Consider the following 18,866-nt stretch of genomic DNA (forward strand, 5'->3'; position numbering starts at 1 on the left):
GCCACCAGATTAGCCTTGTCGACCGGGAATGCTCAAGCGAAACACGGCGCCTGGCGTGCAGGCTGCGAGAAGCCTCGCAAAGCTACTGGCGCACCAGACGAGAAAACCCTGGCGTATAGGCAACGTTGCTGCGCCATGGGTTAATATCCAGGCCGCCGCGGCGTGTATAGCGCGCATAAACCGTAAGCTGCTCTGGCTGGCAGAAGCGCAGAACGTCATTAAAAATGCGTTCGACGCACTGCTCGTGAAACTCATTGTGCTGGCGGAAGGAGATCAGGTAGCGCAGCAGCGCCTCGCGATCGATGCGTGGGCCTTTATAGCGGATCATCACCGATCCCCAGTCAGGCTGGTTGGTGATCAGACAGTTAGATTTCAGCAGATGGCTGACCAGCGTCTCTTCAACAACCTCGTTGCCTGCCGCCCCTCTCAGATAGTCAGCGTTAAAGCTGTAGTCGGTAATCTCAATATCCTGCTCGTCAATGCAGTAACCGCTAAACTGACCGATCGGCTGGCCTTCAATCTCACTCAGGCGAAACAGCGCCACGCTGACCTCACCCTGCGCACAGGCGCTGAGATCGCGCTCCAGCGTCTGGCGAACGTCGCCCCAGTCGGCAAAGCGGGTCTGGTTGAAGCTGTTAAGGTAGAGCTTAAAGCTCTTCGACTCGATAAGATGCTCGCTGGTGGCATTGAGTACGACTTCACCCAGAGCAACCTGCGGAACCCCTTTGCTGTTAAGCCAGGAGAGCTCATACAGCGTCCAGATGTCTGCGCCGATGAACGGCAGCGACTCTGGCATCAGTCCCAGCGGCGTGCGGTTCAGGCTACGCGGTACGGCCTGTAACAGGCCAGCATCGTAGCGATCGTGGTAGGCTGTGGGTTTGCCCAGAGTCAGGTTACTCAGCGCCTGATTCTTTTCATATAAAGACATAACGGTTACCGTGAGACAAGACAAAGTGGATAAGTGTAACCCATCAGACGTGAGAAAAAGAGTGATGCAACAGACCAGGGATGCCCTGCACGATTTTACTACCCGATATTGCGATAGCTGGCAGCGGCGCACGGGACATGCACCAGCCAGCCAGGCGCTGGCAGGAGTGCCCTCTCCCTGTATCGTGGCGACTCAGCCTGATGAGGTCTGGTGGCAGCCGCAGCCTTTTACGCTGCCCGCCACGCTGGAAGCCGTAGAGCGCGCGCTGGATATTACGCTACAGGAGGCGTTAACGGCGCTCTACACCACGCAGTTTGCGGGCGATATGACGGCGCGCTTTGAACAGCAGGAACTCACGCTACTGCAGGTCTGGAGCGAAGAGGATTTTCTGCGGTTGCAGGAGAACCTGATAGGGCACCTGGTTATGAAGCGACGCCTGAAGCAGACGCCAACGCTGTTTATTGCCGCCACGGCCTCAGAGCAGGAAATTATTTCGCTCTGTAACCTGACGGGCGAAATTATTCTTGAACAGCCTGGTACGAAAAGTCGTACGGTTCTGGCGGAAAACCTTGAGATTTTTCTTACTAATTTACAACCGGTTACTGGCTCGCTTGCAGATAATGGCTAGCATGTTTGTGAGATATCTCTCACACAGTGTGTAAGAGATTGGCATCTCTGCGAAAAGACATCCAGAAGGCTGCAATGTAAAGATATTGTGAATCATTAACTTAATGGCGTTAATCCTAATTTTGGACTGTAAAAAAAGAGCGTAAGATCTTTTAGTACCTTGTTTATTCATCGGTCTCTGCCAGAATAAAAGCACTGGCAGGAAGCCTCAGGATTGAAGATAGCGTCGGAGACGTCATGCCAGGAGGCAGGAACGTAACGGAGTTTACGTCACAGGGAAGGCTTCAGGAAGAAGCAGGACACTCAGGAACGAGACAGGGACACCTCCAGGAAGGAGAATGAGAGTCACGCATGATGTGTGGCGGGCCTGGAAGCCATGGAGTTATCAGGATGATAAGCGCAGGATGGCGCACAGGAAAAGTTGTCAAGGAAGAGCAGGGAGCATCATCGTAGCGGGAAAGCTGCAAACGAACCGGGAGCACTGTTAACACAGTGCTCCCTTTTTTTGCGCGCGCGTCTGGCGATGGTATATGCTTGCCGCCCGATTTTCCGCTCGCTGGAGGTAGCGTATGACGCCTTTACTCTTACAACGTCTGGAGCAGCTTGAAGCCCTGCTGCGTGACCATCATCACTGGCAAGAGACGCCGCCGTCTGCCAGCGCGCTCGCCAGCAGCCAGCCTTTCTGCCTGGATACGCTGGAACCGCTTGAGTGGCTTCAGTGGGTGTTGATCCCGCGCATGCGGGAGCTAGTCGCCGCCCGGCAGCCGCTGCCGCAAAAATTTGCCGTCGCGCCCTATTTTGAAGTGGCGCTCGCCTCTAGCACGCCCGGCCATGCGCTGATCCTTCTCAGCCTGGCGCAGCTCGACGCGTTGTTTATGGACGATCCAGCCTGATGCTCGAGATTATCTATCAGGATGAATGGCTGGTAGCCGTTAACAAACCGGCTGGCTGGCTGGTGCATCGCAGCTGGCTGGACCGCAAAGAGAAAGTGGTGGTAATGCAAACCGTGCGCGACCAGATTGGCCAGCACGTTTTTACCGCACACCGCCTCGACCGACCTACGTCTGGCGTGCTGCTAATGGGATTATCCAGCGAGGCAGGACGGCTTCTGGCGCAGCAGTTTGAAAACCATCAGATAAAAAAAACCTACCATGCTGTGGTGCGTGGCTGGCTGCAGGAGAGCGGCACGCTGGACTATCCGCTGGTAGAGGAGCTGGACAAGATTGCTGACAAGTTTGCCACTCAGGCGCGCACGGCGCAGCCAGCAGTAACGGATTATCAGGCGCTGGCCTGGGCGGAAATGCCGGTGGCGATTGGTCGCTATCCGAGTGCACGCTATAGCCTGATGCAGCTCTCTCCCCATACCGGACGCAAGCACCAGCTGCGGCGTCATATGGCCCATCTGCGTCATCCGATTATTGGGGATACCACGCATGGCGATCTCCGTCAGAACCGTGGCGCAGCACAGCATTTCGGTGCCGACCGCCTGATGCTGCACGCCAGCAGCCTGTCGCTGACGCATCCGGTTACGGGTGAGCCGCTGGTGATCCGTGCCGGGCTGGACAGCGTATGGCATCAGCTGGCGCAGTCGTTTGGCTGGCAGGAGGCGCTCGATGCCGCAGGGCTTGAGTTTACCGACGTGGCGGGCGAGGATAGCGTTATCGTTTAAGGAGCAGGCACATGGCAAAGATTGGCATTTTTGTAGGCACGGTTTACGGTAACGCCCTGTTAGTTGCAGAAGAGGCGCAGCCGATTTTGCAGGCGCAGGGGCATGAGGTTGCGGTATTTGACGATGCGACCTTCGCGCAGTGGCAAGGCTACAGCAGCGAGGTGGTGCTGGTCGTTACCTCGACCACCGGGCAGGGTGATTTACCGGACAGTATCGCGGCTCTTTATCGCGATATAAACGATAAGGCAGGCTATCAGCCTGGACTGCGTTACGGCGTCATTGCGCTGGGCGACAGTAGCTACGACCACTTTTGCGGAGCGGGTAAGCGTTTTGACGCGCTGCTGCAGGAACAGCATGCAACGCGCGTTGGCGAAGTGCTGCTGGTGGATGCGACTGAGGATCCTGAACCGGAGTCGGTGACTTCGCCCTGGGTGGAAGCCTGGGGCAAACAGCTCTGAAGCCATTGCGCTGCGCCGACTATCTGCGCAGCGCAGGCTGTTCAGGTCACTGGCGCAGGGTTAAACACCGCCAGCTGATTGCGAATACCCCAGCGATCTGACCAGGTTTGCTGGCGCCCGCTGGCGATAGCCAGAATCAGCTCAAAAAGCCGCCAGCCCACCTGCTCAATGGTCTCTTCTCCCGTAGCGATGGTTCCGGCATTGATATCCATCAGGTCGTGCCAGCGCTCGGCCAGCGCATTACGCGTTGCCATTTTGATCACCGGAATAGCCGCCAGACCGTAGGGCGTGCCGCGCCCGGTAGTGAAAACCTGTAGCGTAATTCCCGACGCCATCTGCTGCGTGCCGCAGACAAAATCGCTGGCCGGCGTGGCGGCATAAATCAACCCACGCCGCGTTGGGCGCTGGCCTGGCGACAATACTTCGACGATTGGGCTTCGGCCCGACTTGGCGATCGATCCCAGTGCTTTCTCCACTACGTTTGCCAGGCCGCCTTTTTTATTACCGGGCGAGGGGTTGGCGCTGCGGTCGGTTTTGCCCTGATTAAGGTAGTCGTCATACCACGCCATCTCTTCCAGCAAGCGCTTGCCCACCTCTTCATCGATCACGCGTGGGGTCAGCAGATGAACGGCATCGCGGACTTCGGTCACTTCTGAAAACATCACCGTTGCCCCGCAGCGCACCAGCAAGTCGGAGGCGAAGCCTACGGCGGGATTCGCGGTCACGCCGGAAAAGGCATCGCTGCCGCCGCACTGCATGCCGACAACTAAATCGGAAGCGGGGCAGATTTCCCGCTGGCGCTGATTCAGGCGCTCAAGATGTCTTTTCGCCACGCTGAGAATCTCGGCTACCATTGCGCCAAAGCCGACGTGGCGTTCATCCTGCAGGCGCACAATGTCGTGCTCATCCAGCGAGATCGCCTGCACGTCATCGGTGCCGGTCAGTAACCGCTCGGGCTGAAGCTTTTCACAGCCCAGGCTGACGACCATAATCTCGCCGCCAAAGTTAGGATTGAGCGCCAGATTATGGATGGTGCGAATCGGCACTACCGCCGCCGGGGCGTTAATCGCCACGCCGCAGCCGTAAAGATGGTTTAGCGCCACGACGCCATCGACGTTGGGGTAATGAGGCAGCAGATCGCGCTCGATCATCTGCACCACGTAATCCACTACGCCCGCCACGCAGTGGACGCTGGTGGTAATGCCAAGCAGATTGCGCGTGCCGACGCTGCCGTCGGCGTTGCGATAGCCTTCAAAGGTGTAGCCCTCCAGTGGCGGCAGCGCGGGCGGGACATGAGTGGCGAGCGGCAGGCTGGCGAGCGGCGGTGCCTCAGGCAGGCCCACCAGCGACTCTTCAATCCAGCTTCCCTGCGCAACATCGCGCAGCGCATAGCCGATCACTTCACCGTAGCGGCGAATGGCTTCACCCTGCGCAATAGACGACAGCGCGACTTTATGGCCCTGAGGAACATGTTCCGTTAGCGTCAGGCCATCTGGAAACGTGGTGCCCGCCGGAAGTCCCTGGTTATTCACCACGATAGCGACGTTGTCGTCTTCATGGACTTTGATACAGAGCGGCGGCTCATTAAGGGTTCTGTTCATCGCTCACCTTTCAGTCAGGCGCACCGTACATGGCGGCGCGTTATCATGAGTTCTTTACGCACTTCGGATTTGCCAGCCTCAGTATATAAAGACAGATCGCCTGCCACATTGTGCAACTGTCCGGCATTGTGAGCTCAAATCATCGGTTTTTGGTTCGCTTTACCAAAAGCAAGTGAAGAGACTCACAAACGCGCCTTTTTCTGCTCAATAAACCACCACCTGTCGCCTGAAAAAACAGGTTCCGTGAAGCGTGCCGCAGTGGAGTGTGCAATTGCCAGATAATTGCCGTTAAACAGTCAGAATTGTCGGGCGTTCTTCCAGTGTCACCGCCTGTCGGCATTCCTATACTGGCTTCCGTAATACGACGTTAGGTTATTCGTCACGACGCACTATCGCTTTGCCCCTATAAAAAATCGCCGTGTTTAACCCAACTTCTCTCTGATACCCAACGCGATGTGTATGCAGTCAGAGCGAATGTAGCGAACGCTATATTTCAGGAGTGCATCATGAATAGTTACAGCCAGACAGCGGAAGCAGTGCAGAAGCGCACCAATGCCCGCTACTGGATCGTGGTGATGCTGTTTATCGTCACCTCGTTCAACTACGGCGACCGCGCCACCATCTCGATTGCCGGCTCCGCTATGTCAAAAGACATTGGCCTCGACGCCGTCGGACTGGGCTATATCTTCTCGGCATTTTCATGGGCCTATGTTATCGGCCAGATCCCAGGTGGCTGGCTGCTCGACCGCTTTGGATCAAAACGCGTCTATTTCTGGAGTATTTTTCTCTGGTCGCTTTTTACCCTGCTGCAAGGCTTTGTCGATGTATTCAGCGGCTATGGCATCGTGGTATCGCTGTTTATCCTGCGCTTTATGGTCGGCCTGGCTGAAGCCCCGTCGTTTCCCGGTAACAGTCGCATTGTGGCGGCCTGGTTCCCGGCGCAGGAACGCGGAACCGCCGTTGCCATCTTTAACTCGGCACAGTACTTCGCCACGGTGATCTTCGCGCCGATTATGGGCTGGCTGGTGTCGGAAGTGGGCTGGGCACATGTGTTCTGGTTTATGGGGGGCCTTGGCATCATCCTGAGCTTTATCTGGCTGAAAGTGATTCACGATCCCAGTGACCATCCGGGCGTCAACAAGGCCGAACTGGAGTATATGGAGCAGGGTGGCGCGCTAATCAACATGGATGCAAAAAAAGCCGAGCGCAAAGTAAGCTGGGATGAAAAGTGGTATCAGATCAAACAGCTGCTCTCCACGCGCATGATGTGGGGCGTCTACCTCGGGCAGTACTGTGTAAATGCCTTGACCTACTTCTTTATAACCTGGTTCCCGGTCTATCTGGTGCAGGCGCGCGGCATGTCGATTCTGAAAGCGGGCTTTATTGCCTCTGTTCCAGCGGTGTGCGGCTTCCTGGGCGGCGTGTTGGGTGGCGTGATTTCTGACTACCTGATGCGTAAAACGGGCTCACTCAATATTGCGCGTAAAACGCCTATCGTCATCGGTATGTTGCTCTCGATTAGCATGGTGATGTGCAACTACACCGAAACCGAATGGGTGGTGGTGCTGTTCATGGCGCTCGCCTTCTTTGGTAAAGGCATTGGCGCACTGGGCTGGGCGGTGATGGCGGATACTGCGCCGAAAGAGATTAGCGGACTCAGTGGCGGCCTGTTCAATATGTTTGGCAACTTCTCCGGCATTGTGACGCCTATCGCTATCGGCTACATCATCGCCACCAGCGGCTCATTTGAGGGCGCGCTCATTTATGTCGGCATCCATGCGTTTGTCGCCGCCTTTAGCTTCCTGGTGATTACAGGCGATATCAAACGTGTCGAACTGAAGCACCGGCCATAAGGAGAGAATATGAGCACGCAAAGCACGCCCGTTATTACCGATATGCAGGTGATCCCGGTTGCCGGCTACGACAGCATGCTGCTGAATATTGGCGGCGCACATAACGCCTGCTTTACCCGCAATATTGTGGTGCTGACCGACAGCGCAGGCCATACCGGCGTAGGCGAAGCGCCGGGCGGTGACACCATCTGTCAGACGCTGATTGAGGCGATTCCTCAGGTGAAAGGCCAGCAGGTGGCGCGTATGAACCGGCTGGTGCAGCAGGTGCACAGGGGCAATCAGCGCGCTGATTTTGAGACCTTCGGCAACGGGGCATGGACCTTTGAACTGCGCGTCAACGCGGTCGCGGCGCTGGAGGCGGCGCTGCTCGACCTGCTCGGTCAGTGTCTCGGCGTACCGGTAGCGGAGCTGCTTGGCCCTGGCCAGCAGCGCGATGAAGTCACGGTGCTGGGCTATCTCTTCTATACAGGCGACAGGCGCAAAACCGATCTGCCCTACCTGAGTGGCGAAAAGGGCGGTCACGACTGGTATTACCTGCGCCATCAGGAGGCGCTGACGCCAGAAGCGGTGGTGCGCCTGGCTGAGGCGGCGCAGGACAAATATGGCTTTAAGGACTTTAAGCTTAAAGGCGGCGTGCTGCCGGGCGAGCAGGAGATCGAGTCTGCCGTGGCGCTGAAGCGACGTTTCCCCGAGGCGCGTATCACCGTCGATCCCAACGGAGCCTGGCATCTGGACGAGGCGATTCGCCTGTGTAAAGGCATGGGCGAGGTGCTGACCTATGCCGAAGATCCCTGCGGGGCGGAGCAAGGCTATTCCGGGCGTGAAGTGATGGCGGAGTTTCGCCGCGCGACCGGACTGCCGGTGGCGACCAATATGATCGCCACCAACTGGCGCGAGATGAACCATGCAGTCATGCTTAACGCGGTCGATATTCCGCTGGCCGATCCGCACTTCTGGACGCTGAGCGGCGCAGTGCGTGTGGCCCAGCTGTGCGACGACTGGGGCCTCACCTGGGGCTGTCACTCCAATAACCACTTCGATATCTCGCTGGCAATGTTTACCCACGTCGGTGCTGCCGCACCGGGCAACCCGACCGCCATCGATACCCACTGGATCTGGCAAGAGGGCAACCAGCGCCTGACCAGAGAACCGCTGCAGATCCGCAACGGTAAAATTGCCGTTCCTGATGCGCCCGGCCTTGGCGTTGAGCTGGACTGGGAGCGCGTGCATCAGGCTCACGATCTTTTTAAATCGCTGCCGGCAGGGGCGCGTAATGACGCTACCGCGATGCAGTATCTGATTCCCGGTTGGACATTTGACCGCAAGCGCCCGGCATTTGGCCGCGCCACAGTGTAAGGAGCAGGAAATGAGTTCGACACCGAAAGTCACAGCAATGCAGGTCATTCCGGTTGCCGGTTACGACAGCATGTTGCTCAACCTGAGTGGCGCACATGCGCCGTTTTTTACCCGCAATATTGTGATTATCAAGGACAACGCGGGGCATACCGGCGTGGGTGAAATTCCCGGCGGTGAGCGGATTCGCCAGACGCTGGAGGATGCGGCGTCGCTGGTGGTCGGTAAAACGGTGGGCGAGTATAAAAACGTGCTCAGCCTGGTACGCAGCACCTTCGCCGATCGTGATTCATCGGGGCGCGGCAGCCAGACCTTTGACCTGCGCACCACCATTCACGTCGTCACCGGGATCGAAGCGGCGCTGCTTGACCTGCTGGGGCAGCATTTGCAGGTCAACGTCGCCACGCTGCTGGGTGACGGCCAGCAGCGCGATCGCGTCGAGATGCTGGGCTACCTGTTCTACGTGGGCGACCGTAAAAAAACCGCGCTGCCTTATCAGAGCCAGGAGCATGAGGCCTGCGACTGGTACCGCCTGCGCCACGAAGAGGCGCTGACGCCAGAGGCGGTGGTGCGCCTGGCCGAGGCGGCTTACGACAAATATGGCTTTAACGACTTCAAGTTAAAGGGAGGCGTACTGCGCGGCGGTGAAGAAGCGGAAGCGGTGACGGCGCTGGCGAAGCGCTTTCCTGAAGCGCGCATCACGCTCGATCCCAACGGTGCCTGGTCACTTAACGAGGCGATCCTGCTCGGCAAGCAGCTGAAGGGCGTGCTGGCCTATGCGGAAGATCCGTGCGGAGCTGAGCAGGGCTACTCGGGCCGCGAGGTGATGGCGGAGTTCCGCCGCGCCACCGGCTTACCGACCGCCACCAATATGATCGCCACCGACTGGCGTCAGATGGGCCATACGCTCTCTCTTCAGTCAGTGGATATCCCGCTGGCCGACCCGCACTTCTGGACCATGCAGGGCTCGGTGCGCGTGGCGCAGATGTGTCACGACTTTGGCCTGACCTGGGGCTCACACTCCAACAACCATTTCGACGTCTCGCTGGCGATGTTCACCCACGTAGCCGCTGCGGCTCCGGGTGCCATCACCGCGATTGATACCCACTGGATCTGGCAGGAAGGCAACCAGCGCCTGACGAAAGAGCCGCTGCAAATCAAAGGCGGCATGGTGCAGGTGCCGCAAAAGCCGGGGCTGGGCGTTGAACTGGATATGGACCAGGTGATGCAGGCCAACGCGCTCTATCAAAAACATGGACTGGGCGCGCGCGACGATGCGCAGGCGATGCAGTACCTCGTGCCGAACTGGACCTTCGACAATAAACGCCCGTGCCTGGTGCGCTAACCTTTTGGCTCCCTGCGGGGAGCGGTTGTAACAGGAGAAGAGAGAATGAGTAACACAGCCTGGCCGAACACGTTTCGCCGTCGCCTGCTGGCAGGTGAGACCCTGATTGGTAGCTGGTGTGCGCTGGCTAACCCTATTACTACCGAAGTGCTCGGCCTGGCCGGTTTCGACTGGCTGGTGCTGGACGGAGAACATGCACCCAACGATATCACCACCTTTGTGCCGCAGCTGATGGCGCTGAAGGGCAGCGCCAGCGCGCCGGTGGTGCGCCCCCCCTGCAACGAGCCGGTCATTATCAAACGCCTGCTGGATATCGGTTTTTACCATTTTCTGATCCCCTTTGTGGAGACGGAAGAGGAGGCGATGCGCGCCGTTGCCTCAACGCGCTATCCACCAGCGGGCATTCGCGGCGTCTCAGTGTCGCACCGCAGCAATATGTACGGCACGCTACCGGACTACAACAGCACGGTGAACGACAACATTACGGTGCTGGTGCAGATTGAAACCCAGCAGGCGGTCGACAATATCGACGCCATCGCCGCGGTAGAGGGCGTCGACGGCATCTTCGTTGGGCCGGGCGATCTCTCCGCCGCGCTCGACTATCTCGGCCAGCCTGCGCACCCTGAGGTGCTGAAGGTAATCAGGCATGTCTTCGATCGCGCCAAAGCGGCGGGCAAGCCGAGCGGCATTCTCGCGCCGGTCGAAGCGGACGCGCGCCGCTATCTCGAATGGGGCGCCAGCTTTGTGGCCGTGGGCAGCGACCTGGGGGTTTTCCGCAACGCGACTCAGGCGCTGTGCGACAAATTTAAGAAGTAACTGACGAAGGAGAAAGGCAATGAAAATTGGATTTATCGGCCTCGGCATCATGGGCAAACCGATGAGTAAAAACCTGGTAAAAGCCGGTTATTCTCTGGTTGTGCGCGATCACAACACCAGTAACGAAGCGGAATTAAGCGCGCTGGGCGCCACCGTGGCAAAATCGCCGAAAGAGGTGGCCGAGCAGGTTGATGTGGTGATCACCATGGTGCCCAACTCGCCGCAGGTGAAAGAGGTTTGCCTGGGTGAAAACGGCATTATCGACGGCGCGAAGCCGGGTCTGATCGTCATTGATATGAGTTCTATCGCGCCGCTCGCCAGCCGGGAGGTGCATGACGCGCTGGCAGAGAAGGGCATCAAAATGCTTGATGCGCCGGTGAGCGGCGGCGAGCCGAAAGCGATTGAAGGTACGCTTTCCGTGATGGTGGGCGGCGACAAAGAGACTTTTGATCGCTGCTACGACATCATGAAGGCGATGGCGGGATCGGTGGTGCACACCGGCGATATTGGCGCGGGCAACGTCACCAAGCTGGCGAACCAGGTGATCGTGGCGCTTAATATCGCAGCGATGTCAGAGGCGCTGTCGCTGGCGACCAAAGCGGGCGTTAATCCGGAGCTGGTTTATCAGGCGATCCGCGGCGGGCTGGCTGGCAGTACCGTGCTGGATGCCAAAGCGCCAATGGTGCTGGATCGCAACTTCAGGCCAGGCTTCCGCATTGATCTGCACATCAAGGATCTGGCGAACGCGCTGGACACGTCACACGGCATTGGCGCACATCTTCCGCTGACCGCTGCGGTAATGGAGATGATGCAGGCGCTGCGCAACGACGGACAGGGTAACGCCGACCATAGTGCCCTGGCCTGCTATTATGAAAAATTAGCGAAAGTTGAGATAACTCGTTAACGTCTGGCGGCGGCCCGCTGCGGCCGCTGCACGGCGTCATCATGGATGATGAATCGTTCACTAACAGCGCCCGGACAGCCTATGAAAATCGTAATCGCACCGGATTCATACAAAGAGAGTTTATCCGCCCAGGGCGTCGCATCGGCGATTGAAGCGGGATTCCGCGAAATTTTTCCGCATGCCACCTATGTGAAGATACCGGTTGCCGACGGTGGCGAAGGCACGGTAGAGGCGATGGTGGCGGCAACAGAGGGAACGATTGTCAATCTGCGCGTGACCGGACCGCTCGGCGAGCCGGTTGAGGCCTTTTACGGCCTTTCCGGCGACGCGCGCACCGCCTTTATCGAAATGGCGGCCGCCAGCGGGCTGGAGCGGGTGCCCGCTGCCCGGCGCGATCCGCTGATCACCACCTCCTATGGCACCGGTGAGCTGATTAAAAGCGCGCTGGATAAAGGTGTCGGGCACATTATTATCGGCATCGGCGGCAGCGCTACCAACGACGGCGGCGCGGGCATGATGCAGGCGCTCGGCGCACAGCTGTTGAATGCGCAGGGCAACGAGATTGGCTTTGGCGGCGGCGCACTGCCCGCACTGGCCAGAATTGATATCGGGGGGCTGGATGCGCGCGTACGTCAGTGTCGCTTTGAAGTTGCCTGTGACGTGACCAATCCCTTAACCGGCAGTGACGGCGCGTCAGCCATTTTCGGTCCGCAGAAAGGGGCAACGCCGGAGCTGGTCACGCAGCTCGATAATGCGCTGGCGCACTATGCGTCGATTATTCAGCGCGATCTCGATATCGACGTGCTGCATATTCCCGGCGGCGGCGCGGCGGGCGGGATGGGCGCGGCGCTGCACGCCTTCTGCCAGGCGGATCTGCGACGCGGTATTGAGATCGTTACCGAGGCGCTGGGGCTGGCGGAGCAGGTTAAAGACGCCACGCTGGTGATTACCGGCGAGGGGCGCATCGACAGCCAGAGCATCAACGGCAAGGTACCGATTGGCGTCGCCCGGGTTGCCAGACGGTTCAACAAACCGGTGATCGGCATTGCGGGCAGCCTGACGGCGGACGTCGGCGTGGTGCATCAGCACGGCCTCGACGCGGTATTCAGCGTGCTTTACAGCATTTGTACGCTGGAGGAGGCGCTGGCAAACGCAGAGATGAATCTGCGGCTGGCGGCGAGGAATATCGCCGCGACGCTCAAAATGGGTGGTTCAATGCAGTAAAAAGCGACCGGCTGGCCGCTTTATGGGTTACTTCTTGTTTCTGGCTTCCAGCGTCGCAAACCACGGAGCAACGAAGTCATTATTGCCGCCCCAGCCGGGCACGATCTTGTTCAGTGACGCCACGTTAACCGCTCCTTGCTGGCTGTTCAGCTGCTGCTGGGAGATGGATGCCCCCTTAAAGTCATAGGTTGCCGGTGTGGTTTCGCCTGCGATCTTATTCGCCACCAGCCGCATGTTCACTGCGCCGATGGTCTTCGGATCGACCGCCACGGTCTGCACCCACGGGCTGTTCTTCTCACGCATCAGCTGCAAATCCTGATTGGAGACGTCAATGCTGTAGAGCTTGATTTCGGTGCGGCCGTTCTCCTGTAGCGCTTTGTACGCGCCCTGGCTGAACGCATCCCATGCCCCCCAGATAGCGTCAATTTTGCCTTTCGGATACTTCGCCAGAATCGCGCCAATCTTGTTGGCGGTATCGCCCTGAACATCAGACGAGACGGCACCGATAGACTCCAGCTGATGGATGCCGGGGTTCTCTTTCAGCAGTTTTTCATACACCACCTGACGGCGCTCCATCGCCGGGAAGCCGGCAACCCACAGCTTGACGATGCTGGCCTTGCCGTTGAAGTCTTTGATCAGCTGGCCGAGTGACGACTGCGCCAGCGAGGCGTCATCCTGAGCCGTCACGGTCACGCCAGGCAGCGGCGTATCGACCGGCGTATCAAACACCGACACCTTGATGCCCGCGTCAGCCACGCGCTTCACCAGACCGCTGGCGTAAGGCGCTTTACCATGCGAGAGAATAATGCCGTCATACTTCTGGCTGATCGCCTGATTAACGAAATCCTGGAAGCGCGCATCGTCGCCGTTGCTGAGGAAGGTACTGACCTTAAAGCCCAGCTTGCGGCCTTCCTGAATCGCCCCCGCCACAAACTGCGTGGTATTGTCATCGGAGCCTAAGTTGCGGATCACGGCGATGCGCACCGGCCCTTCATGACTGGCGATGGGAGCAGGCACGGGGGCCACTGTATCGGCAAAGGCGCTGGCGGAGAGCAGGCTCACGGCCAGCAGGGAAAACGGCAGGTTTTTCATTTTCTTTTTTCCAGGTGAGTCAGCGTTAGCGACGCTGAACGTAGGTCATTGCCAGTGCCAGAGCCAGCACCAGTCCCTTAATGATATCCATGGCGTAATAGGGCACAGAGAGCATCACCAGCCCGTTTTGCAGCACGCCAAGCAGCACCGCGCCCACCAGCGTGCCCAGCGCGTTGGGCTTGCCGGAACCGGCCAGCGATAAACCGATCCAGGCCGCAGCGACGGCGTCCATCAGATAGCCACCGCCCGCATTGACCTGCGACGAACCGATGCGCGACGCGAGCAGAATGCCGCCCAGTCCCGCCAGCAGTGAGGCGATCACGTAGGCGAGCACGCGGTAGCCTGTGGTGCGGATGCCTGAGAGGCGCGCCGCTTCGGGGTTGCCGCCCAGCGCATACATACGACGGCCATGGGTAGTCAGTGACAGCGCCAGCTGCGCCACCAGGGTGACGACCAGCATAATAATGACGATCACCGGCACCTGACCCAGCAGGCCAAAGTTCGCCGGAATGGTGCCTTCCGCCATATCGCCGTTCGGCATCACCATGTTTTCAGTAATAGATCCGCCAAAGCTATAGGTCATCGCCACCCCCTGGATAATAAACAGCGTGGCGAGCGTCGCCAGCATGTCGGGAATGCGCAGGATAACGATAAGAAAGGCGTTAAACAGGCCGATCAGCGTGCAGAGCGCCAGCGTAATCAGCATTGCTTCGGTGGTGTTCATGCCGTACCAGACAAACAGCGAAATCACCAGCGCATTGGCCAGCGAGGCGGTTGATCCCACTGACAGGTCAAAGCCGCCCACGGTCAGCGAGACGGATACGCCCACAGCGATCACCGTAACGATAGCGATAGCGCGCAAGATATTGATAATGTTATTGGGTTGCAGAAAGCTGTCGGACGCCAGACCAAAGCCCACAATCAGGATGGCGACCGTAATCAGCATGCCCCACTTGTAGAGAAAGTCGAAAAGCTGGTGGCGCAGCAACGGGGAGGCTGCCTTCAGGGTTATCTCTTTACTGCTCACGCAGGGGTTCCTCCAGTGGAATAAAGCAGAAGCGTTTCTTCGGTGACCGCATGCGCGTCCAGCTCGGCCACAATGCGCCCGTCCCAGAGCACACAAATTCGGTCGCATAGCCCGACCAGTTCAGAAAACTCGCCGGAGGCGTAGATAATGCCTTTACCCTCCTGCGCCAGCCCGCTGATTAAGTGGAACAGTTCAGTCTTTGCCTTGATGTCGACGCCTTTTGTCGGTTCATCAAAAATCAGCACGTCGGCATCGTTGCGCAGCCACTTGCCGATCGCCACCTTTTGCTGGTTGCCGCCGGAGAGACGGCGCAGCGACTGCGCCGGGCCGGTGGTCCGCACGTTAAGCCGCTGAATAACCTCTTCAGCCCAGCGCCACGCCCGGCGATGGCCAAACAGACTCCAGCGCGAAAAGCTGTTATCCGCGCTGACGCTGAGGTTCATCGTTACCGGTTCATCGATAAAAATGCCTTCTTTGCGCCGCTCTTCAGGCACCAGCGCCATGCGCCGGGTGACCGAGTCGTGAGGCGATTGCGGTCGCCACGGCCTGCCGTGCAGTTCGCCACGCGCAACCCGGCTTTTGCTGGCACCGAACAAGGCTTTGCACAGCTCGGTTTTGCCCGCGCCTGCCAGCCCGGCAATGCCGAGGATTTCACCCTGATGCAGCCGCAGCGAGATATCCTGCAACAGCCGATCGTCGTGCAGACCCTCTACCGCCAGCAGCAGCGGCTGTGCGCGGACAGGGCGGCGCGGCGGATAAATATCGGTCAGCTCATGGCCGAGCATCTTCTCCACAATCTGTTCGCCGCTCAGCGCCGCCATGGGCCCGCTCTCAATCAGGCGGCCGTCGCGCAGCACCGTCAGCCGATCGCAGATTGCCTTTAACTCGTGGATACGATGAGAGATAAACACCACGCCGATACCGCTTGTTTGCAGGCGACGTACCACGGCAAACAGCCGCTCGCTCTCATGCTGATCGAGCGGCGCGGTGGGTTCGTCAAGGATGAGAAAACGGCAGTGATGCGACAGCGCGCGCGCCAGTAAAATTTGCTGCTTCTCTGCCAGGGTGCAGCGCTCCACCAGACGATTGACGTCGAGGCTGACGTCGAGCTCGGCCAGCAGCGCGCGCGCCTGGCGACGGATCGCACGCCAGCGAAAGCCGTGACCCGGCTCCGCCAGCCGATCCAGCAGGATGTTTTCCGCCACGCTCAGCTGAGGCACCAGCGCTACGTCGACCTCCTGCTGTACCAGGTGGATACCAAGTTTTTTAGCATCACGCGGGCTGCGAATCGAGACCGGCACGCCGTCCAGCCAGATCTCGCCACTGTAGTGGCTGTGCGCGCCCGACAGCACTGCCATCAGCGTCGATTTACCCGCGCCGTTCGCCCCGGTCAGCGCATGCACGGAGTGGCCGTCAGCGACGAAATTCACCTGCGTCAGGGCAGCAAATCCGCCGAATGCGATCGAAATATTGCGCATCTCAAGGCGATTTATCGCGCTCATTAAGCGAAGCTCCCTAATCAATCTGTGGCCGCAATTTTTTCCTGAAGTTTCAGGCGCGGCAACAGCCGAAAGCGCATAAGCTAGCACGAATTCTTATTAGCCATCCAGACATCTGGATACTTTGGCGGCTAAAGCTGGCGGGCCGGTTAACGCTGGCGTTTTACAACAGGAAACGGAAATAAAGCAGTGGATTATTCTGGGGCAGGGCGCAGGCATAAAAAAACCAGGCCGAAGCCTGGTTGATGACATCAGGATGCGCTTACTTTTCTGGAATCACATTCAGCAAGGTGGTGAGCAGTTTCCAGTAAAGGCCGACGCTCTCAATATGAACCTGCTCATCCGGCGAGTGCGGGCCGGTGATGGTGGGGCCAATAGAGACCATGTCCATATTCGGGTAAGGTTTTTTGAACAGGCCGCACTCCAGACCCGCATGGATCACCTGAATGTTGGGTGTCTTATCAAACAGCGCGATATAGGTCTGACGGGTCAGCGCCATAATCGGCGAGTTTGCGTCAGGCTGCCAGCCCGGATAGCCCCCTTTCGGTTTGGTCTGCGCCCCCGCCAGCTGGCCAAGCGAGGTCAGCATCTGCACCACATAGTCGCGGCCTGTGTCGATCAGCGAGCGGATCAGGCAGTTAATCTCTGCTTTATCGTTCTCCATCGTCACCACGCCAACGTTCAGCGAAGTTTCTACCACGCCTTGCGCCACGTCCGAGTTGCGAATAACGCCGTTCGGCGTGCTGTTCAGCAAATTCAGGAAGCGGTCTCGACTCTCGGCGTTCAGCGCCTCGCCCTGATGGGCCAGCGGCTCGGTGACCACGTTAATGTTCTTCTCTTTCACGCCGTGCTCATTTTGCAGCGCCAGCAGGAAGTGCGCGGCCGCCGCTTTCAGTGCATCGACCTTATGGCTCTCAACCGCCAGCGTCGCGAAAGCTTCACGCGGGATGGCATTGCGCAGCGTACCGCCGGTGAAATCGATCAGACGCAGGTCAAGCTCGGCGGCGTGTGCGGCAAGAAAACGCGCCAGCAGTTTGTTGGCGTTGCCAAGGCCCATATGGATATCCGCGCCGGAATGACCGCCACGCAGGCCTTTCAGCGTCAGCTTCAGGGTTTCAAAGCCAGCCGGCACAGCTTCGCGCGTCAGCGGCAGCGTGGTGATAAAGTCGATGCCGCCGGCGCAGCCCATATAGATCTCACCTTCCTCTTCTGAGTCGGTGTTGATCAGGATCTCCGCCTGTAGCCAGTCAGGTTGCAGGCCAAATGCGCCATCCATGCCGGTTTCTTCCGTCATGGTGAGCAGTACCTCCAGCGGGCCGTGCGTCAGGCTGCTGTCGGCCAGCACCGCCAGCGCAGAGGCCATGCCGATACCGTTGTCAGCGCCCAGCGTGGTGCCGCGCGCCTTAACCCATTCGCCGTCGATGTAAGGCTGAATCGGATCTTTGGTGAAGTCATGCACGGTGTCGTTATTCTTCTGCGGCACCATATCAAGGTGAGCCTGCAGCGCGACCGGCGTGCGGTTCTCCATCCCGGCGGTGGCCGGTTTACGGATCAGGATATTGCCGACTGCGTCGCGCTCGACCCAGAATCCCTGTTCTTTTGCCCAGCCCACAATATAGGTGGCCAGCGCTTCTTCATGAAAAGAGGGGTGCGGAATGGAGCAGATTTTGGCGAAAATATCCCACAGCGGTTGGGGAGAAAGCTGAGACAATTCAGACACGACAGGTCTCCTGTGTCAGTGCGCCGGCGAAGCCGGGATGCGCGAGTTTCCAGTAAAGGGTCGCCGTCAGCGAAACTGACGTGATGGGGCTGAGAATATCACTCTTTAATGGCCGGTGCGTACTCAGGCGCGCTAAAAAGCCGCAACCAGTCGCTCGGATGCTGGTTTTTAGCGCTGAGGATCCTTATAATCTCGCGCAACCTTTTTCCCGTTGCACATTATTTAAGCCGATTAAGTTGGCTGGGATCGCGATTCATGAGTGAAAAATACGTCGTTACCTGGGACATGCTACAAATTCATGCCCGCAAACTGGCTCAGCGCCTGCTTCCTGTTGAACAGTGGAAAGGCATTATCGCAGTGAGCCGCGGCGGTCTGGTGCCTGCCTCGCTGCTGGCGCGTGAACTGGGCATTCGCTATGTCGACACCGTTTGCATCTCCAGCTACGACCACGATCACCAGCGCGAAATGAAAGTCCTGAAGCGCGCAGAAGGCGACGGTGAAGGCTTTGTCGTGATCGACGATCTGGTTGATACCGGCGGCACCGCACAGGCGATCCGTGAAATGTACCCTAAAGCGCACTTCGTCACTATTTTCGCTAAACCGGCGGGGCGTCCGCTGGTAGACGACTATGTGGTCGACATTCCGCAGAACACCTGGATTGAGCAGCCATGGGACATGGGCGTGATGTACATTCCGCCTATCGTCAAAGGCGCCTGATCTGGTTCTTCTCACAACGCCCGGCTTGCCGGG

The 18,866-nt window shown here is 58.6% G+C and carries 17 protein-coding genes; 11 read left to right on the top strand and 6 right to left on the bottom strand.

Going from position 1 to position 18,866, the window contains the following annotated elements:
- Nucleotides 1-82 precede the first annotated feature (82 nt).
- Complete coding sequence (queF, locus tag HP564_RS08780; RefSeq protein ID WP_371242147.1) at nt 83-928, bottom strand: NADPH-dependent 7-cyano-7-deazaguanine reductase QueF; 846 nt, start codon at nt 926-928, stop codon at nt 83-85.
- A 64-nt stretch (nt 929-992) separates the two neighbouring features.
- Between queF and syd the strand changes: the two genes are divergently transcribed.
- The 4 genes from syd (at nt 993) to HP564_RS08800 (ending at nt 3,682) form a co-directional block, all read left to right on the top strand.
- Nucleotides 993-1,556 carry a SecY-interacting protein gene (gene syd, locus HP564_RS08785; RefSeq protein WP_371242149.1) on the top strand — a complete coding sequence of 188 codons (564 nt, stop codon included), beginning with the start codon at nt 993-995 and terminating at the stop codon, nt 1,554-1,556.
- A 568-nt stretch (nt 1,557-2,124) separates the two neighbouring features.
- Nucleotides 2,125-2,448 (top strand): YqcC family protein, encoded by a 324-nt coding sequence (locus tag HP564_RS08790; RefSeq protein ID WP_371242151.1) that lies wholly within the window; start codon nt 2,125-2,127, stop codon nt 2,446-2,448.
- Nucleotides 2,448-3,224 (top strand): tRNA pseudouridine(65) synthase TruC, encoded by a 777-nt coding sequence (truC, locus tag HP564_RS08795; RefSeq protein WP_371242153.1) that lies wholly within the window; start codon nt 2,448-2,450, stop codon nt 3,222-3,224. Before HP564_RS08790 ends, truC begins: the two co-directional genes overlap by 1 nt.
- 11 nt (nt 3,225-3,235) lie before the next feature.
- Nucleotides 3,236-3,682 (top strand): flavodoxin, encoded by a 447-nt coding sequence (locus HP564_RS08800; RefSeq protein ID WP_371242155.1) that lies wholly within the window; start codon nt 3,236-3,238, stop codon nt 3,680-3,682.
- 41 nt (nt 3,683-3,723) lie between these two features.
- Here HP564_RS08800 and garD read toward each other — a convergent pair whose 3' ends face one another.
- Nucleotides 3,724-5,283 (bottom strand): galactarate dehydratase, encoded by a 1,560-nt coding sequence (gene garD / locus HP564_RS08805; RefSeq protein WP_371242157.1) that lies wholly within the window; start codon nt 5,281-5,283, stop codon nt 3,724-3,726.
- Between the two features lie 506 nt (nt 5,284-5,789).
- Here garD and HP564_RS08810 point away from each other — a divergent pair.
- The 6 genes from HP564_RS08810 (at nt 5,790) to HP564_RS08835 (ending at nt 12,778) form a co-directional block, all read left to right on the top strand.
- Nucleotides 5,790-7,136, top strand: coding sequence for an MFS transporter (locus HP564_RS08810; protein WP_371242159.1), 1,347 nt, complete (start codon nt 5,790-5,792; stop codon nt 7,134-7,136).
- Between the two features lie 9 nt (nt 7,137-7,145).
- A complete protein-coding gene (locus HP564_RS08815) occupies nt 7,146-8,492 on the top strand; it encodes an enolase C-terminal domain-like protein (protein WP_371242161.1) in 1,347 nt (448 codons plus the stop codon).
- Nucleotides 8,493-8,502: 10 nt separating this feature from the next.
- On the top strand, nt 8,503-9,834 hold the full coding sequence (gene gudD / locus HP564_RS08820; protein WP_371242163.1) for a glucarate dehydratase: 1,332 nt from the start codon (nt 8,503-8,505) through the stop codon (nt 9,832-9,834).
- A 45-nt stretch (nt 9,835-9,879) separates the two neighbouring features.
- Nucleotides 9,880-10,650, top strand: coding sequence for a 2-dehydro-3-deoxyglucarate aldolase (gene garL / locus HP564_RS08825; protein ID WP_371242165.1), 771 nt, complete (start codon nt 9,880-9,882; stop codon nt 10,648-10,650).
- 19 nt (nt 10,651-10,669) lie between these two features.
- Nucleotides 10,670-11,554, top strand: a complete 885-nt coding sequence (gene garR, locus HP564_RS08830) for a 2-hydroxy-3-oxopropionate reductase (protein WP_371242167.1) — start codon at nt 10,670-10,672, stop codon at nt 11,552-11,554.
- 81 nt (nt 11,555-11,635) lie between these two features.
- Nucleotides 11,636-12,778 carry a glycerate kinase gene (locus HP564_RS08835; protein ID WP_371242169.1) on the top strand — a complete coding sequence of 381 codons (1,143 nt, stop codon included), beginning with the start codon at nt 11,636-11,638 and terminating at the stop codon, nt 12,776-12,778.
- A 27-nt stretch (nt 12,779-12,805) separates the two neighbouring features.
- Here HP564_RS08835 and HP564_RS08840 read toward each other — a convergent pair whose 3' ends face one another.
- From HP564_RS08840 to pepD, 4 genes are all read right to left on the bottom strand, one after another.
- On the bottom strand, nt 12,806-13,870 hold the full coding sequence (locus tag HP564_RS08840) for a sugar ABC transporter substrate-binding protein (protein ID WP_371242171.1): 1,065 nt from the start codon (nt 13,868-13,870) through the stop codon (nt 12,806-12,808).
- A gap of 25 nt (nt 13,871-13,895) precedes the next feature.
- Nucleotides 13,896-14,897 (bottom strand): ABC transporter permease, encoded by a 1,002-nt coding sequence (locus HP564_RS08845; protein ID WP_371242173.1) that lies wholly within the window; start codon nt 14,895-14,897, stop codon nt 13,896-13,898.
- Entirely contained in the window at nt 14,894-16,399 is a 1,506-nt protein-coding gene (locus HP564_RS08850; RefSeq protein WP_371242175.1) for a sugar ABC transporter ATP-binding protein, read from the bottom strand. The genes HP564_RS08845 and HP564_RS08850 overlap by 4 nt, the downstream gene beginning before the upstream one ends.
- Before the next feature lie 259 nt (nt 16,400-16,658).
- The gene (gene pepD / locus HP564_RS08855) at nt 16,659-18,116 is read right to left on the bottom strand and encodes a beta-Ala-His dipeptidase (protein ID WP_371242177.1); all 1,458 of its coding nucleotides are present in this window, start codon (nt 18,114-18,116) and stop codon (nt 16,659-16,661) included.
- 255 nt (nt 18,117-18,371) lie between these two features.
- Here pepD and gpt point away from each other — a divergent pair, with 255 nt between their 5' ends.
- A complete protein-coding gene (gene gpt, locus HP564_RS08860) occupies nt 18,372-18,833 on the top strand; it encodes a xanthine phosphoribosyltransferase (protein WP_371242178.1) in 462 nt (153 codons plus the stop codon).
- Nucleotides 18,834-18,866 lie beyond the last annotated feature (33 nt).

The organism is Pantoea sp. KPR_PJ (genome assembly GCF_041386365.1).
Classification (GTDB): Bacteria; Pseudomonadota; Gammaproteobacteria; order Enterobacterales; family Enterobacteriaceae; genus Pantoea.

What these genes read in the sequence shown, in the direction of transcription:
- HP564_RS08835 (WP_371242169.1), top strand. Translation starts at nt 11,636, where the DNA reads ATGAAAATCGTAATCGCACCGGATTCATACAAAGAGAGTTTATCCGCC.
- HP564_RS08840 (WP_371242171.1), bottom strand. Translation starts at nt 13,870, where the DNA reads ATGAAAAACCTGCCGTTTTCCCTGCTGGCCGTGAGCCTGCTCTCCGCC.
- HP564_RS08810 (WP_371242159.1), top strand. Translation starts at nt 5,790, where the DNA reads ATGAATAGTTACAGCCAGACAGCGGAAGCAGTGCAGAAGCGCACCAAT.
- HP564_RS08850 (WP_371242175.1), bottom strand. Translation starts at nt 16,399, where the DNA reads ATGAGCGCGATAAATCGCCTTGAGATGCGCAATATTTCGATCGCATTC.
- gpt (WP_371242178.1), top strand. Translation starts at nt 18,372, where the DNA reads ATGAGTGAAAAATACGTCGTTACCTGGGACATGCTACAAATTCATGCC.
- syd (WP_371242149.1), top strand. Translation starts at nt 993, where the DNA reads ATGCAACAGACCAGGGATGCCCTGCACGATTTTACTACCCGATATTGC.
- queF (WP_371242147.1), bottom strand. Translation starts at nt 928, where the DNA reads ATGTCTTTATATGAAAAGAATCAGGCGCTGAGTAACCTGACTCTGGGC.
- garR (WP_371242167.1), top strand. Translation starts at nt 10,670, where the DNA reads ATGAAAATTGGATTTATCGGCCTCGGCATCATGGGCAAACCGATGAGT.
- garD (WP_371242157.1), bottom strand. Translation starts at nt 5,283, where the DNA reads ATGAACAGAACCCTTAATGAGCCGCCGCTCTGTATCAAAGTCCATGAA.
- HP564_RS08815 (WP_371242161.1), top strand. Translation starts at nt 7,146, where the DNA reads ATGAGCACGCAAAGCACGCCCGTTATTACCGATATGCAGGTGATCCCG.
- HP564_RS08800 (WP_371242155.1), top strand. Translation starts at nt 3,236, where the DNA reads ATGGCAAAGATTGGCATTTTTGTAGGCACGGTTTACGGTAACGCCCTG.
- gudD (WP_371242163.1), top strand. Translation starts at nt 8,503, where the DNA reads ATGAGTTCGACACCGAAAGTCACAGCAATGCAGGTCATTCCGGTTGCC.
- HP564_RS08790 (WP_371242151.1), top strand. Translation starts at nt 2,125, where the DNA reads ATGACGCCTTTACTCTTACAACGTCTGGAGCAGCTTGAAGCCCTGCTG.
- garL (WP_371242165.1), top strand. Translation starts at nt 9,880, where the DNA reads ATGAGTAACACAGCCTGGCCGAACACGTTTCGCCGTCGCCTGCTGGCA.
- truC (WP_371242153.1), top strand. Translation starts at nt 2,448, where the DNA reads ATGCTCGAGATTATCTATCAGGATGAATGGCTGGTAGCCGTTAACAAA.